19 protein-coding genes and 1 pseudogene are annotated in these 14,113 nt (G+C 71.5%); 5 read left to right on the top strand and 15 right to left on the bottom strand.

What is annotated here, in order from left to right:
- Window positions 1-53: 53 nt before the first annotated feature.
- The 4 genes from JJV70_RS02140 to JJV70_RS02125 all read right to left on the bottom strand — a co-directional run bounded on the left by JJV70_RS02140 (window position 54) and on the right by JJV70_RS02125 (window position 3,900).
- Window positions 54-620, bottom strand: coding sequence for a hypothetical protein (locus JJV70_RS02140; RefSeq protein WP_219045790.1), 567 nt, complete (start codon window positions 618-620; stop codon window positions 54-56).
- Between the two features lie 90 nt (window positions 621-710).
- A complete protein-coding gene (locus JJV70_RS02135; protein ID WP_219045789.1) occupies window positions 711-1,871 on the bottom strand; it encodes a helix-turn-helix domain-containing protein in 1,161 nt (386 codons plus the stop codon).
- Window positions 1,872-2,011: 140 nt separating this feature from the next.
- Window positions 2,012-3,190: a helix-turn-helix domain-containing protein gene (locus tag JJV70_RS02130; RefSeq protein ID WP_219045788.1), complete on the bottom strand. Its 1,179-nt coding sequence runs from the start codon at window positions 3,188-3,190 to the stop codon at window positions 2,012-2,014.
- Window positions 3,191-3,369: 179 nt separating this feature from the next.
- The gene (locus JJV70_RS02125) at window positions 3,370-3,900 is read right to left on the bottom strand and encodes a hypothetical protein (RefSeq protein ID WP_219045787.1); all 531 of its coding nucleotides are present in this window, start codon (window positions 3,898-3,900) and stop codon (window positions 3,370-3,372) included.
- Window positions 3,901-4,063: 163 nt separating this feature from the next.
- Here JJV70_RS02125 and JJV70_RS02120 point away from each other — a divergent pair, with 163 nt between their 5' ends.
- The 5 genes from JJV70_RS02120 (at window position 4,064) to JJV70_RS02100 (ending at window position 6,100) form a co-directional block, all read left to right on the top strand.
- A complete protein-coding gene (locus tag JJV70_RS02120) occupies window positions 4,064-4,288 on the top strand; it encodes a hypothetical protein (protein WP_219045786.1) in 225 nt (74 codons plus the stop codon).
- A gap of 57 nt (window positions 4,289-4,345) precedes the next feature.
- Window positions 4,346-4,768 (top strand): transcriptional regulator, encoded by a 423-nt coding sequence (locus tag JJV70_RS02115; protein ID WP_308294645.1) that lies wholly within the window; start codon window positions 4,346-4,348, stop codon window positions 4,766-4,768.
- Window positions 4,765-5,511 carry a MucR family transcriptional regulator gene (locus tag JJV70_RS02110; protein ID WP_219045785.1) on the top strand — a complete coding sequence of 249 codons (747 nt, stop codon included), beginning with the start codon at window positions 4,765-4,767 and terminating at the stop codon, window positions 5,509-5,511. Before JJV70_RS02115 ends, JJV70_RS02110 begins: the two co-directional genes overlap by 4 nt.
- Entirely contained in the window at window positions 5,487-5,669 is a 183-nt protein-coding gene (locus JJV70_RS02105; RefSeq protein WP_219045784.1) for a hypothetical protein, read from the top strand. The genes JJV70_RS02110 and JJV70_RS02105 overlap by 25 nt, the downstream gene beginning before the upstream one ends.
- 104 nt (window positions 5,670-5,773) lie before the next feature.
- Complete coding sequence (locus JJV70_RS02100; protein WP_219045783.1) at window positions 5,774-6,100, top strand: hypothetical protein; 327 nt, start codon at window positions 5,774-5,776, stop codon at window positions 6,098-6,100.
- A 56-nt stretch (window positions 6,101-6,156) separates the two neighbouring features.
- Here the strand turns inward: JJV70_RS02100 and JJV70_RS02095 are convergent, their stop codons facing one another.
- From JJV70_RS02095 to JJV70_RS02045, 11 genes and pseudogenes are all read right to left on the bottom strand, one after another.
- Entirely contained in the window at window positions 6,157-6,540 is a 384-nt protein-coding gene (locus tag JJV70_RS02095) for a hypothetical protein (RefSeq protein ID WP_219045782.1), read from the bottom strand.
- Entirely contained in the window at window positions 6,533-6,838 is a 306-nt protein-coding gene (locus tag JJV70_RS23120) for a hypothetical protein (protein WP_219045781.1), read from the bottom strand. The genes JJV70_RS02095 and JJV70_RS23120 overlap by 8 nt, the downstream gene beginning before the upstream one ends.
- On the bottom strand, window positions 6,838-7,041 hold the full coding sequence (locus tag JJV70_RS02085) for a hypothetical protein (protein ID WP_219045780.1): 204 nt from the start codon (window positions 7,039-7,041) through the stop codon (window positions 6,838-6,840). The genes JJV70_RS23120 and JJV70_RS02085 overlap by 1 nt, the downstream gene beginning before the upstream one ends.
- Window positions 7,035-7,310 carry a hypothetical protein gene (locus JJV70_RS02080; protein WP_219045779.1) on the bottom strand — a complete coding sequence of 92 codons (276 nt, stop codon included), beginning with the start codon at window positions 7,308-7,310 and terminating at the stop codon, window positions 7,035-7,037. Before JJV70_RS02080 ends, JJV70_RS02085 begins: the two co-directional genes overlap by 7 nt.
- Before the next feature lie 20 nt (window positions 7,311-7,330).
- Complete coding sequence (locus tag JJV70_RS02075) at window positions 7,331-7,684, bottom strand: hypothetical protein (protein WP_219045778.1); 354 nt, start codon at window positions 7,682-7,684, stop codon at window positions 7,331-7,333.
- 28 nt (window positions 7,685-7,712) lie between these two features.
- The gene (locus JJV70_RS02070) at window positions 7,713-8,429 is read right to left on the bottom strand and encodes a site-specific DNA-methyltransferase (RefSeq protein ID WP_219045777.1); all 717 of its coding nucleotides are present in this window, start codon (window positions 8,427-8,429) and stop codon (window positions 7,713-7,715) included.
- 468 nt (window positions 8,430-8,897) lie between these two features.
- Window positions 8,898-9,491 (bottom strand): annotated as a pseudogene (locus JJV70_RS23115) (N-acetylmuramoyl-L-alanine amidase); the annotation flags it as partial.
- A 66-nt stretch (window positions 9,492-9,557) separates the two neighbouring features.
- On the bottom strand, window positions 9,558-10,169 hold the full coding sequence (locus JJV70_RS02060; protein ID WP_219045775.1) for a hypothetical protein: 612 nt from the start codon (window positions 10,167-10,169) through the stop codon (window positions 9,558-9,560).
- A 9-nt stretch (window positions 10,170-10,178) separates the two neighbouring features.
- Complete coding sequence (locus JJV70_RS02055; protein ID WP_219045774.1) at window positions 10,179-10,778, bottom strand: hypothetical protein; 600 nt, start codon at window positions 10,776-10,778, stop codon at window positions 10,179-10,181.
- Entirely contained in the window at window positions 10,779-11,849 is a 1,071-nt protein-coding gene (locus JJV70_RS02050; RefSeq protein WP_308294644.1) for a DUF5047 domain-containing protein, read from the bottom strand.
- 26 nt (window positions 11,850-11,875) lie between these two features.
- A complete protein-coding gene (locus JJV70_RS02045) occupies window positions 11,876-14,113 on the bottom strand; it encodes a hypothetical protein (protein ID WP_219045772.1) in 2,238 nt (745 codons plus the stop codon).

Here is a 14,113-nt window from a genome sequence, read left to right as displayed (position 1 = left end):
GGGCCGCTGGCAGCGCATGCAGGCGCTCGGCGGCACGGGCCGGTCGGGGCGGGTCACCGGACCACCTCGGCGGCGCCGGGGCCGTCCGGCAGGTGCGGGGCGCAGGCAGGACACGCCCAGGCACCGTGGTCAGGGCCGGAAGAGGCGGGCGCGGTCGCGACGAGCACGGCCTCGCCGGTGGGCCGACCGCACCCCGTACACAGCACAGTGACCGGGCGGCGGGGGCCGACGCGCTGGGCGACGCCGACCGTGAGAGCCTGCTCCAGCACAGCCGCATCCGTCCACGGCCCCTCGCTGCCGGGCAGCACGAGCCAGCGCAGTTCACCCCAGCGGCAGCCGGCGGGGGGCACGGGGATGGAGATGCCGTCACGGCCCAGTACCCCTACCCCGTCCAGGCGGGGCCACTCGGCGGCGGCCCCGGGCTGGACGAACCACGTCAGCAGACGCCCCGGGGTGTCCTCGATGACGGCGCCCGAGCGGCCGTCAAGCGCGTCGAACACGGCGGGCGCGAGGGCGGCGGGGACGCGCACCGCGTCCCACCACACCCCCGCACGCTGGTACTCGGGCTGCGGGCCGGGCGGCGGCGCCCAGGCGTCAGGGGGAAGTGTGTCGCACGTCATAACCGTGACGCTAGGTGGTGCGCTGGTGACGGCTCAATGGCAGTTTTGCTGAGCCCGAATCAAAAGTGCCAACGGGCCGTCACCTGGCGGCTACACCGGCAGCCCCACCGCATCAGCGAGGGTGCGCATCTGGGGGGTGAGCGTGCGTCGTCGCTCCACCACATCCGCCATGATGTCCCGCGCATAGCGTTGCTGGGCTAGCCACTCCGGGGCCGCCGCGTGCACCTCGGCCAGCACCTCCACCGCCGCACCCGGCTGGCGCAGCATCACGTGCGCTTTCGCCACGTCCAGCCGGTGCCGGTGGTAGTCAGTGACCTGCCCGGCGCCGGTGCCCCGCAGCTGCTCCGCCGCCGACAGCACCTCATCCGGACGATCCAAGATCACCGACTTTTCGCATGCCTTATAGGCCACGACGACCGGGCTCCACGGGTCCAGGCGCTCCACAGTGAGCGGCACCTGCCCCGTGACCGAGGCCGCCGCGCTCGCCAGCCGCAGCATGTCCGCCGCCTCCCCCGCGCGGTTGTCGCGGATCGCGGCAGCCTGCCCCTGCAACAGCAGCCACCCCCAGGCGGCGATCTCCCCGGGTGTGGCCCGGGACAGGCGCGGCTCGGTGTCATCCGCCCACCGCTGCGCCAGCGCCCGCGCCTCAGCCAGCCGCCCCTGCCGGGTCAGCAGCCACGTCCACGTCGTCACCGTCGAGGCCGCCCGCAGCCGGTCCGGCGCCGCGTCCAGTGCCCGCTCCAGCGCGGTCTCGGCGGCGGACAGCTGCCACGTCTGCGTCAGCATCGCCCCCGCGATCTGGAGCAGCTGCGCCTGGAGGCCCCGGGCTTCGGCACCGTCGAGGGCTTCGGCATCGCGCAGGGCACCGGGCAGGAGCGCGGCAGCGTCGCCGAGGCGCTTGTCGGCGTGCGCGGCCCGCGCCTCAGCCAGAGCCCCCGCCACCCCCGTCACGGTGGGCTCGCCATCGGGCTGCACGGCGGGGGCGGTGACCGCTTCCTGAAGGCCGCGCCACGGCTCCGGCGCGCGGTGGGGCTGCGGTTCGGGGCGCCGCAGTAGTTGACTGGTGGGCACCCGCAGCGCCACCGCCAGACGCCGGACCGTCTCCATGCGGGTGTCGGTCACCTCCCCCTGCTCCAGCTTGCGGATCAGGGAAAGGGAGACGGTCGAGCTGGCGGCGAGGTTCTGCTGACTGAGGCCGCGCCGCTTGCGGACCTCGCGGAGCCTGGTGCCGATGTCGGTGGGCTCGGGCATACTGGGTACCTCCAGTCGTGATGTCGCACTCATGACGGTACCCGCGCCGAGCGTGCGGGAGACGCTAATGGCCCCCATCTCTACGCGAAATGGGGGCCATTGGTGCATGCGGAGCGCCCCCGCAGCCGCGTGATGCGCGCCTACACCGGCAGGTTCACCGCGTCCGCAAGGCTCCGCATTTCCGGGGTGAGCGTGCGCCGCCGCCCGATGATCCGGCCCATGATGTCCCGCGCGTAGCGCTGCTGGGCTAGCCACTCCGGGCGCTCCGCCCGGACCTCGTGCAGGATCGCCACCGCCTCGGCATGCTGCCGCACCCGCGCGTGCGCGTCCGCCACGTTCAGCTTGTGCCGAGCCCGGTTGCTCGCCGTCATCGTGCCCGGCGGCATCGACGCGGCCAGCTTCAACACCTGGTCAGGGCGGTCCCCTACATTCGCGTGCTCTACCCGGTGCTGCGCCACCGTCGCCGGGCCGAATGTGCGCAGGGCATCGACCCCGGCCACATCCTCCCGCCCCATCGCGACTGCCGCCGAGCGAGCCAGGCGTAGCGCGTCCCTCGCCTCGCCGGGACGGTTGTCCCGCACCGCAGCCCCGGCCGTCCGCAGCAGCATCCAGCCCCACGCCGAAAGTTCTGCCGGAGCCGCCCGGGACATCCGTGGCTCGGTGTCGTCGGCCCACTCGATTGCCAGCTCCCGGGCCTCGCTCAGCCGCCCCTGACGCAGGAGCAGCCAGCACCTCGTGTTGACCGTGGCGGCCCCGTCGAGTTGGTCCCCGGCAGTGTCCATGGCCCGGTCGAGCGCTGCGGCGGCGGCCTCGTACTGGTGCGTCTGGGTGAGGAACCACCCGGCGAGCTGGAGGACGCGCACCTGCACCACGCGGGTTCGGCGTCCGGTGTCGGTAAGCGCATCAGCATCGCGCAGGAGCGACGGCAGTACCCCCGCCAGGCCGCCGAGGTTCACGCTGTCGAACAGCGGCTCGGCTGCGGCGAGCGCGGCGGCGACGCCGGGCGTGGTCGGCTCCTCAGCCAAGGGGCGGACCGGGGGGGTGAGGACGGCGGCACGGACCGGGGCCAGCCGGTCCGTAGTGGGCTGGTCGGCCCTCGGCGCGTCACGCTGGAGCAGGTGGCTGGTGGGCAGGCGGAGGGCGACAGCCAGACGGTGAGCTGTCTCCAGCCGGGTGTCCGTCAGGTCGTGTTGTTCCAGTTTGCGGATGAGGGACAGTGACACCCCGGATGCGGCGGCCAGTTCGCGCTGGCTGAGGCCGCGACGCTTGCGCACCTCACGCAGGCGTGCGCCGAGGCGAGTGTCGGTGTGCTCGGGCATAGTGGCTCCGTTCAGACTTCGACACTCCGGACGGTACCCGCACCTCTCACGTGAGAGATGGGGGCAGTCGTATGCGTCCGCTGTCGCTCGCCAGCGGGGCCGGTGCGACCCCGCTACGGGGAGGAGCGGGGCCGCGGCGCCGAGCCTGCCACGCCGTCCGGGCGCGGGGCGAGCCGGTGTCACCCACACGGGGTGCCGAGTACGGCGTCCAACGCGGCGGGGATGCCGTAGTCGGCCGTGCCCCGCGCCAGGGGCATGCCGTACACGCCGAAGTAGGCGCCCACCTGCTCCGGGGTGGCCGCGTTCCAGGCGGTGCGGATGGCGAGGTGACGCAAGGCCGCGCCGTCTGCCCTCACCCCCGCGCGGTGCCGGGTCTCTGTCAGTGCGTGGATCATCACCTCGGTCCGCCGCGTCCACGACCCTCGCCACCAGCCGGGTACGCGTGGCTCGGCCAGCACAGCGTCGAGCGCGTCGGCCGCTACGTCCGCGAGACGGATCACGCGGTACCTGCCGTCGTCACGCCGGACCCGCAGGCGTCGCCCCGCGCGGTCGTAGTCGTCGGGCAGGGTGAGCTGCACGGCCTCCCGGCCTGCAAGTCCTGCCGCGACGAGCAGCGCGACGGTGGCCCGCGCGTTGGGGGTGTCGGCTGCTACGAGGAGGGCGCGGCCCTGGGCGGCGGTAAGGGTAGCGGACTGGAGACGGTGCGGCACTGCGGGCTCCCGAGGGCAGGGGGCGGGTGTGCCGCGCAGGATAGAGGGAGGGTGTGACAGCGGGGACTGGACGCGAAGGCTTGCGCTTCCTATTTTAGGAAGCTAGAGTGAGTGTCACGAGGTCAGGGGAACAGCCCCAGACCCGGACCGGAAGGACCCGGCCATGCGCTACACCACCCTCGCCGACGTCATCGACCAGGCCATCGTCCCTGCCCTCGGCGAGTACGGCAGCGACTACGACATCGAAGCCATCGCACGCGAGACCCACACTTGGGTCATTGACACCGACAGCGACGGCAACGAGCTACTCAACACCGGCGGCTTCGAGCAGACCGTGAGCGACGACGAGTTCTGGGCCATCGCGGAGAAGCACGACACCAGCGCCTGACCTCAGCAACGCGAGCCCCGGCTTCGCGGCCGGGGACTCGCCCCCTATGGAGTGGATGTGACCAAACAGGCTGATGCCGCGCCCGCAGGCGCGTCCGTCGAGGAGCGCATGACGGACGCAGAGTTCCGCGTCGTCCGCGAGTACCTGGGGCTGACCGGTAGCTGGCTCGCCAGGCACTTTGGGGTGACCGAACGCACGGTGCGCCACTGGGAGCAGGGCAAATACCCCATCCCCGATGGTGTGCGGCTGGGGATGGAGGATCTGGAGCGCCGCACCGGCGAGTTCGTCTCCGACTGCATCGAGCAACTGCTCGACCTGCCCGAGCCCGGCACCATCACCTACCGCAACGACGCCGAGTACCGCGCCGCGCACCCCGATATCGAGTTCCCCGCCTCCTGGCACCGTGCGGTCGTCGCCCGCATCGCGCAGGAAGTTCCCGGGCTGGCCATCGCCTACGAACCGCAGGAGAAGCACCAGTGAACGCCGGGGCCGAGACTTCCGTGCCGCGCCTGGTCACCCGGCGGGAGGCAGAGCCGATCCTCGGCTACGCTCCCCGCAGCCTGAAGGTCGTGATGAGGGAGCAGCGCGGGCGCTGGCCCGAGCCGGTAGCGTGCCGGGTCAAGGGGCGGGCGCTGCTGTATGAGCTAGAGGCACTACGGAAGGTTACCGCGAGTCAAGGGGCAGGGCTGCGCTCCAGGCGCCCTGACGGCGCTGACGCGGACGGCCTGATCACCTGCCTGTCCTGCGGGCGGCGCTTCCGCTCTCTCGGCCCCCACCTCGCGCGCGTCCACCAGGTGACTGCTGCCGAGTACCGTGCCGAGCACAGGCTTCCCGCCACCACCGCGCTCATGGCCAGCGGCATGCGTGCCGCAATGTCCGAAACCCGTCTCACCGCGATGGCCGACGACCCGGAACTGGTCGCCCGGATGAGTTCGGCTGCTCTGCCTCGGCAGGAGCTGTCCAGGCGGTCAGCCGAGGGCCGGGCTGGCACTGACGACCTGCCTCTCGTGCGGGCGGCGCGCGCTGATGGCGCGCGGCGCAATCTCCCCGCAGCTCAGAAGGCCCGCCGCGACGCCCTGGAGGCCAAGGTCCGCGAGGCCGGTTTCGAGTCGATGGCAGACGCCATTCATGCAACACGGCATCTGACAAGCCGCGCGGCGGCGGCACGGATGGGCGTCGGCACCAGCACCGTCAAACGGTGGCGGCGGCGCCCGCCGACCTGAACGCCACGGAGTGCCCCATACAGTGGCACACCCTGCCCGCCGACGCTCAGGCGTGGGCCGAGGCCCACGGGTACGGCGAGGACGACGCCGAGCTGCTGTACGTCCTCACCGACGAGGAGGCACCCGAGGGCTACCCCGCCCTCACCGTCACGATCTGACCGCGCAGCCTGTTCTGAGCGCACTACGCCCATTCGGCACTATCATGGGCGTCTCATCATCCCTGGAGGGGACCCCGCACCGCCCGACCGGAGGGAACCCCGCTATGCCAACCGCACACGCCCCGGGGCACACGGCCCGCGAACAGGACTTCGCAGTCGTCGCCGCCGTCATCGCCCGGTGGATCACCACGCCCCAGTGGGACGCTGACCGCATGCGCCTCTACGAGAAAGCCGCGCTCAACCCGCGCCGCCTCGGCGCCCTCATCACTGAGGCGAACTTTGATGGGCTGGTGGGCGGATGGGAGCTGGAACTCCCCCGGCCCGAGCACATCGCGCCCTTCATCTCTGAGGCGCCCCGGGCGTGGGAGTGCCGGATGCTGCTGGTCCCGCACGTCCTCAAACTCACGGGCGCGAAGCCGACCCCTAGCTAGGCACGACTAAACGCCCCCGTCCACCGGCCTCATGGCCAGCAGACGGGGGCGCAGTGTTATCGGAGGCGTGGTCTCAGCCCCGGCTCGGTATCGGGCGGTGGGGCGGGCCGAATACGCAGCCACCGCACTACGGTGCCGACCGTGGTCGTGTCCAGCCCGGCCAGCGTGTCGAGCGCGGCCTCATCGCGCGGCGCCAGGACCATACCCCGGGCGGTCAGGGTGTCGGCCAGCATCTCCCAGTGCGTGGCCGCAAGCGAGTGCCTCGCACCCGCCGACGCCTCAGCCGCAGGCCGCGCGGGCACAGCCGGAGCACTCGGCCGGGACGGTCGGCGCCCCGGCGATGGGGACGGCTTGCCGCCGCCCAGTTCGGCCAGCACCCCCTCGTCGCCCGGCACCCCGGCCGGGCGCGGACGTACCGGCCGTTCCCGCGGCTCATCCACTACGCCCACCCTTCTCCACCCGGTAGTAGCGGGGGTGGAGCACCATGGCGATGCGCTGCACCAGCAGGCCCGCTGCCGTGAGCAGCAGCCCCGCCCGCAGCGGACGCCACCACCCCCACCCCGGACACACCACCGCACCGACCTCCTGCACACCCACCGCACCCAGCACCACGGCCACCGCCACCAGATGACGGCCCTCCCGGGAGCGCCACCACGGCGCCCGCACGTGATACACCCGCACAAACATCCCCGCCGCGGCGGCCAGTACGGCACCGGCTGCCGCCACCAGCCAGCCCATCAGCGCCTCCCCTCCAGAGCCGCCTTGATGGCCTCCGCCAGGTGGTTGCGTTGCCGCACGCGGCGCCACTCGGCCGCCGCCCGCGCCGCCTGCACCTCCCGCTCCCGCGCCTGCGCGCGGGCCTGCTCGGCCCGTTCCAGCGCCGCACGGGCCTCCAGCCGCCCCGCCTCTTCCCGCGCACTGCGGTGCCTGAGCCTCAGCATGCGCGGTCACCATCCCCAGGCCGGGGCAGCGCATCCAGCGCCCGCACCCCCGTGCGGTACAGGTCCAGCAGCTCATCCGCCTGCCGCTGCGCAGAGTGCCTGGCCTCCTCCGAGACCTGATGCGCTGCCCGCCACGTGTCCCGCTCGGCACGCGCATCCTCCAGCACGCTGCGCGGCACCAGACGGCCCGTCAGGATCAACATCACGACCACGCCGAGGAGGGCGCCCGCGCCCAGATCGAGCGCGGTGATGCCAGCGATCTCACCCATGGGCGCCCCCTCCCGTCAGCTCAGGACCGGACCGTGCGCGAGCTGTCCACGGCCGGGGCGGGAGACACCTGGCCCCGAGTCAGCAGCGCCAGCACCGCGAGGACCGCCGCGTTCAGCGCACCGACCGTCTCCGGCGCCACCTCGAAACCGAAGGCCGCCGCGAGCGCGGCCCCGGCAGCGACAACGCCGGTGAACGCGGCCGGGGCGACCGGGCGCGTCACCGCAGCGGTAGCCGCCGCGCCGAGCGCCGACAGCAGCGCCACCATCCCGCCCGCCTGCGCCGAGGTCAGGCCGACGTTGAACGTCACCAACAGGGAGAGCCCCGCCGAGATGACGCCGATGACGAGCGCAGGCTCGCGTCCGAAAATACGCATAAAGGTTCCTCCTTGTAGAAACGGTTGATCAGGCGGCGGCGAGGCGTTCGCGCGCTACCGCCGCGTACTGCTCGGACAGCTCGATGCCGACGAAGGCGCGGCCGGTACGTAGGGCAGCGGTGCCGGTGGAGCCGGACCCTGCGAACGGGTCCAGCACCGTCCCCTCCGGCGCGCAGACCCGCACCAACTCGTCCATCAGCTCGTCCGGTTTCTGAGTGATATGGCGGCGTTTCTTCCCGCGCGGCTGCGAGGCGCTGTACAAGCCCGGCAGGTAGACCGGATTCCGGGCCGCATCGACAGCGCCCTTGCTGGCCCACATCACGTACTCGCAGGCCCGCTTGAAGCCGCCCTTGGCCGGGCGGGAGACGGGCTTGTGCCAGGGGACGATGCCCCGCCACGTCCAGCCGGCAGCCTGGAGCGCGTCTGAGGTGACGGGAAGCTGACGCCAGTCGGTGAAGGCCAGCAGGGGGCCACCGCCGCGGGTGATGCGGTGGCATTGGCCGAGCACCAGCGTCATCCAGGCCAGATAGCCGCGCTGGTCGCGGGAATCGCCGTCGAAATCGGGCAGCTGGTGCTGGGCATCGCCGGAGACGTACTTACCGCGGGTGGTATCGGACGTGCGCTGCGCGGGGGTGAGACCGCCGGAGTTGTAGGGCGGGTCGGTGATCGTAGCGTCCACGGAGCCGGTGGGCAGGGTGTGGAGGACGGTCAGGGCATCGCCACGGTGCAGGGTCCAGGTAGGCATCAGGTCGTCCCTCGCTCACGGCCGCCCACACCCACGCGGGGTGCAGTTCGCGCCACACAGGGCACCCCTCACGGGGGTGCGCAGTCAGGCCGCGTCGTCGGCGAGGCGTTCGCCCAGCTCGGCGAGCGCGGCGCGGGCACCGCTCGCGGCAGCGGCCTCGACCTGCTCAGCCGTGAGCCCGCCGTCCTGGGCGAGCGCGGCGAGCACCGCATCCCGTGCGGCACCTTGGGCGGCGAGCTGCGCCACAGCCGCCGCGACCCCCTTGATCAGGGTGCGGTTCTGCCGACCCAGGTCGCAGGCGTAGTGCAGCATCGAAATTGCCGCCCACGCGGGATTCGACTCGGTACCCCATGCGACGGGATGGCCGTCCTTCTTCCATACCCGGTCGGAAATCCGGTCGAGATCGGCGTTATCCAGTGCCATATCGGTCTCCTTTTCGCCGTTTCCGGCCGGAGTGGCGAGCAATTCCCGCACCCGGCCCCGAATTCGGTCCATGAACTGTGTCGCCGAAAGGCCCGGCCCGCGCGGGTCGATTTTGGTGCGCGTCCACTCCGCGTGCCCGATCACCGACCGCTCGTTCCAGCCATGCGCCCGGCAGATCGCGGCTGACGCGCGCGCGATGGCTTCCACCTGCACCGCAGGCCACGGGTCGCGCCCGTCGCCGAGGTTTTCGCACTCGAAGCCGTAGAAGCGGGCGTTGCCGTCGGTGGTGTCGGCCTGCGGACGCGGCGCGGCTCGCTCCGCGATGACCGCCCCCAGCACGGTGCTGTCGCCCCGCCCGGCGTGGTTGGCGCGGCCGTGCCCCACCAGATGCACCCGCCCGTCCTTGGTGATCACCCCGTGGCACAGCGGCCCGGGCAGACCCGAATAGCCGTTCCGGCAGATGTCCACCGTGCGCCGGGAGCCGCTGGTGACGGTGTGATGCACGATGATCCCGTTGACCGGACCCCAGGCGCCCTTGTGGTTGCGGTTGTGCGTGTGCCAGTTACCCACCTCCACCACCCGCACCCCCTCAGCACGCAGCGCGGACAGCAGCCGGTCAGCAGACAGCGGTGTAGCCATAGCAAGCCCCCTTTCGGGCATGAAAAACGCCTCAGCACTCGCGGGGCGGACGATGAGGCGGACCCCTCACAGGGAACAGAACGAGCCGTTGAAACCCACCCATGGGGGCTTATTGGCGTTGTCCACGCCGTACAGCCGTATCTGGCCGTCCGTTCGCAAATCCAGCTTCATGGTGATCCGGTCCGCGCTGATATCCGAGGACGGAATGATAATGGTGCGCAGCGTGGTAGGCCGGGCATTTACGGGCAGCATGACAGAATTCAGAATGAAGTATGGCGGCAGAGTGGACGGATATGAGGCGCGTCCGATGCCCCCGCGCAGCATGATGGTGGGCTCCCCGAAAAGGTTCACCCTCCGGAACTGGAACGTGCCATTCGAGTTGCCGTTGTGGGTCCATCCCGAGTTCAGGCTGATCGTGGTCCACGCCTGTTGTCCGGCTGCCAGCACCATCCACCCGGCCGTGGTGTAGCCGGTGAAAAAGTCCTCCGCCGCCAGGTAGGCCACCATCCCCGGCTCCGGGGTGGTCAGCGTCGCATTGCGCTCGGCGGCGTCCGCGAAACGCAGCACCCCCCGCTGAACAATGCCGTTCGCAATGTCCTTGCCCAGCTTTTCGGCGTCCGGTTTGTCGGTGAGGCTGGCGATTGAGACGCCCTGCCCATAATCGTCGGTGACAGGCACAGGTGCCTCCTAGTCAATGTGGTAGGTGAGACCGTCCAGGGACACCCACGTCGGGGGGTTCGCCGTCTCATAGGTACGCAGCGCACCCGTATCGGTGATTTCCATCCGCACCACCGCCGGATTCACGGCGGCATTTCGTGGGGAAGACCAGCCAACAAATTCTCCGTCTTCCGGCCGCACCGAGGCCGGAATGGTGGCGATCGTCGTCCCGTTGGCGATCGTGCCGGTGGTGGCGGCGATGCGGCCACGCCACCACACCCGCCGCCCCTCCACGAGGTAGCCGGGCTGGTAGCCGTGCCCCGGATGCGTGAACCCGGCGGCCAGGGTGAGCGTCGTCCAGGTGCCGGAGGTCGTCGCGAGCGGCGGCATCGCGACCCAGTTCCCGGAGCCGGAGCGCAGCAGCACACACAGATCACCCACGGCAGGCAGGGTGTAGTGGGGGGTGCGGCGGGCACGTATCTGCCCGCAGTCCACCGTGCCCGGTGTGGCATCCACAGCGGTGACGGTCGCAGTGTGCCAGTCCGCGCCCCGCACGCTCGGCGTGTTCTCACCCTGCCGCACCGCCTGGTGGGCAAGCGCATCCGCCAACGCACGTGTGGAACCGTCCATCTACGCGTCCTCCTTGCCGCCGAGGAGTTGCAGCGTCACCGGCCCGCCCACGCCCAGGTCCACGTCCAGGGCCTGCACCTGGTGCAGGGTGCGGCGGCCGTCCCCGTACACCACCCGCAGCACGTCCCCCGGCTCCAGCAAGGGGTTGGGCAGGGCGGTGATATCGGCGGTGAACGCCGGGCGCCGCGCGTCGGCAAGGAGTTTGTTGGCGGCCTGCTGCGCGAGCGCAGTCGTCGTCAGCGTCGGCGAGGAGTAGAACATCGGCGCCCGGCCGAACGGACCGCCCACCCAGGTGGGTGAGCCTGCGTCGTCGTCCTCGGCGACCGCCGACACCGGCGGGGTGTCGGCCTCGGCGTTCTCCCCGGAGGCAACGACTACGTTGTACAGGCCGCCCCGGCTCCAGCCCGTACTGGCGGAGATCAGCGCCCCGCGCTCCCCGGCCGCGGCCTCCCACGCCACCGGCGCCGTCAGCACATCGGGTAGAGGATCGATCCGGAACACGCCGTCCGCGTCCGCGAACACCTCGGCCTCGACGGCGGTGGCGATCTCCTGTATCGCCTCCCACCGGTCGGAGTCGGCATCCCACGTGCGCGGCCCCAGCACCGTGTCCGGCGCCGTGGAGGCCACCACCGCATCCGGCAGCACATCCCGTATCAGCGCGGTGATCGAGGTGACGGCCGCCGCCTGCGTCCGCGTCGAGTACGGCGCCTCGAACCGGGCGTCGGCCACCGCGGCTTCGAGCCCGGTTGCGGCGATCGATACCGGCCCCACCTCCGGGTCCCCGTCCAGGCTGTCAATCCGGCCCGTGAACACCGGCACCGTCACCGGCTGGCCGTCGAGCATCATGCCGCGCCGGATGCGCAGGCGTGCGCCCGCCACCGCGAGGAAATCCGCCGCCGACACCGGCAGCAAACTGCGGTCGGCAGACTCAACCGTCGCGGTGCGGCGTACAGCGCTGCCCCGGTCCACCGCGACTGAGCCGCCCGTATGCGGCACCACGGTCACGCTGCCGTCCGGCCAGTGCAACTCCACCACCGTCACCGGCACATACGACTCAGACAACGCCGCCACAAACCGCGCCGAGGGGGCCGGATACATCAGCCACCCCCCGCGATCGGCCGGTCCAGCAGCACGTCCTCCCACGTCGCATACCGGTCCATGACGTCCTGCCACGTGCCGTGCGTCGCCAGCACATCCCGCCACGAACGCCCGGCCGTCGCGGCGACGCCGAGGGCGAGCGGCACGTCCTGCTGCACCAGCGGCAGCGACCACGCCCGCCACGGCTCCGGCGCATACGCCGAAACCCGCGCCTCAGAAACCTCACCCACCTGCACATACAGGTCATCCACGCCCATACCCGGGGCGGCCTGCCACAGCAGCACCCGCCCCGCATCCAGCAGCCAGTGCAGCGCCGCCCGCTCCTCATCCGAGCGCGTCCACACCGTGAGTGTGCCCTCCAGCCCGCCGCGCACGTCCGAGTGCACCACCGCATGGCGGCGCCCGCGCGGGCGCATCACCGCCTGCTCCACCGGCCGCGTCCATTCTGGCGCCGCCTGCACCAGCACCCTGATGTTGCGGTGCGGGAAGCCGGGGTCCTTCAGCCACGCCTCGTTGATGTCACCGGGGTCAACAGTGACCGTGCTGGACTCGCGGTACCCGGCCGTCGCGCCGCCGCTGTCCACCAGGTCCGCCCAGTAGCGCACCGGCACACCCTGCGGCGCCTCATAGTCCTCAAACACCAACAAGTCCTGCTCCACCAGCAGGTCCTCGACCATGCCGGTTGAGCCGCGCACCAGCGTCCGCTGGCCGTCCGCACCCACCCGGTACAGCGTCATGTACTGGCCCTCAGACAGTTCCCGCATCACCAGCGTGACACTGCCCGTCTCTGGATGCGCCGTCGTCTCCACCAGCGGCTCATCCCGCCACAACGCCACCCAGTCCAGATACAGCTCCGAGTCGTCCACGCCCGGGGTGAGTTCCAGCTCCAGTTCGGCCTCCACCGCCCCCGCCGGGGAGGTGCCAGTGGAGGTGACGCTCCACCAGCCCGGCGTCAGCGCCGCACCGCTGCTCGCAAACGTGCCCACCTCCAAGCCCCCGGCGTCATACCAGCGCACCCGCCGCGTCCACGTCCACGACCCGGCCGCCACCTGATAGGACACCCGCAGCCGCCACTCGGTGATCCCCTCCCCGAGCGGAAACCGGCCGGAGCGCAGGGTGCTCACGGCCGTGGTGGCCGAGGTGATGTGCAGGGCGTAGGTGCCATCCAGGCCGACCGCGCCCCACGGCGACGTGCGGGCCAGCACCGCCGGACCTGACACGACCTGCCACGACCCCGGCCCCTGCTCAAACGACGCGTCCGCATACGGCACGATCGAGCCGGAGGTGAGTACCGGGCTGGCGAGGATGCCCGTGCCCTCCACCCGTAGCACCTCACCCGCCGCCGCACCATCCAGACCGGCCGCAATCGACACCGTCGCCGTACCGGCCGGAGCGACTGCGGACACCCGCTGCCGCTGAAACCCCGCCGAGGCGGCATCCAACGGGCCGCGCACCGCACTGATCTGCACGTCCGCCGCGTCATAGAACCGCAACTCCACCCACGCATCCGCCGCAGTGGTGGGCGGGCCGAGGTAGGTGTAGCCCAGATACTCCACCCCCGCCTGCGCAGACGCCCGCACCGTCGCCACCATCGATGCGTCGCCGGGCGCGCTGGCCGTCAGCGTCATCACGTGGGCACCGCCGAGATACCACGACGCGGACCACACCACCGCCGGAACCGAACGGCCAACCGTCGCGTTCGCCTCCGCCGCCCACCCCGTCGTGTCCAGCTCACCCCCGGACTCGACATTGAACGGCAACAGGTTGCCCTGCTGGCGGTGCGGCAGGCCGAAGTAGATGTTCTCCCAGTAATGGGACACATCCGCCCCGGCGGCGGTGAACGACAGCAGCACCCGCGCCGAGACCGCACCGAGCGGGCACACCCCGGCCACACCCACCCGGTGCCAGGCCGTCATCGCCTGCTCCGTCGTGTCCGACCACGTCACCGCAACCTGTGCACCATCGGACGCTAGCCACTCGATACCGATGCGCTCCGGCTGCGCCGCCCCCGACGCATCCGCAAACACCTGGTAGGTCTCGCCCGGCAGCACGCTGTACGCCGAGGCCGTCTCGGCCTGCACCTCACCAGCCGCCACCGAATCGACGCCCAGGCACCGGTCGCCGACCCGGCCGCCCGTGCCGTTGAAGAACGTGCCGTTCAAGCGGGGGCGCCAGCCGGACGTGTTCGGCTCGATGCTGGAGGTCGTCTCCGACAGGAAGTTCCCGGGGATCGTCAC

The sequence above is a fragment of the Streptomyces sp. JJ66 genome (assembly GCF_019303495.1).
In the GTDB taxonomy this organism is placed as follows: Bacteria; Actinomycetota; Actinomycetes; order Streptomycetales; family Streptomycetaceae; genus Streptomyces.
This window is presented reverse-complemented; position numbering and strand designations above follow the sequence as displayed.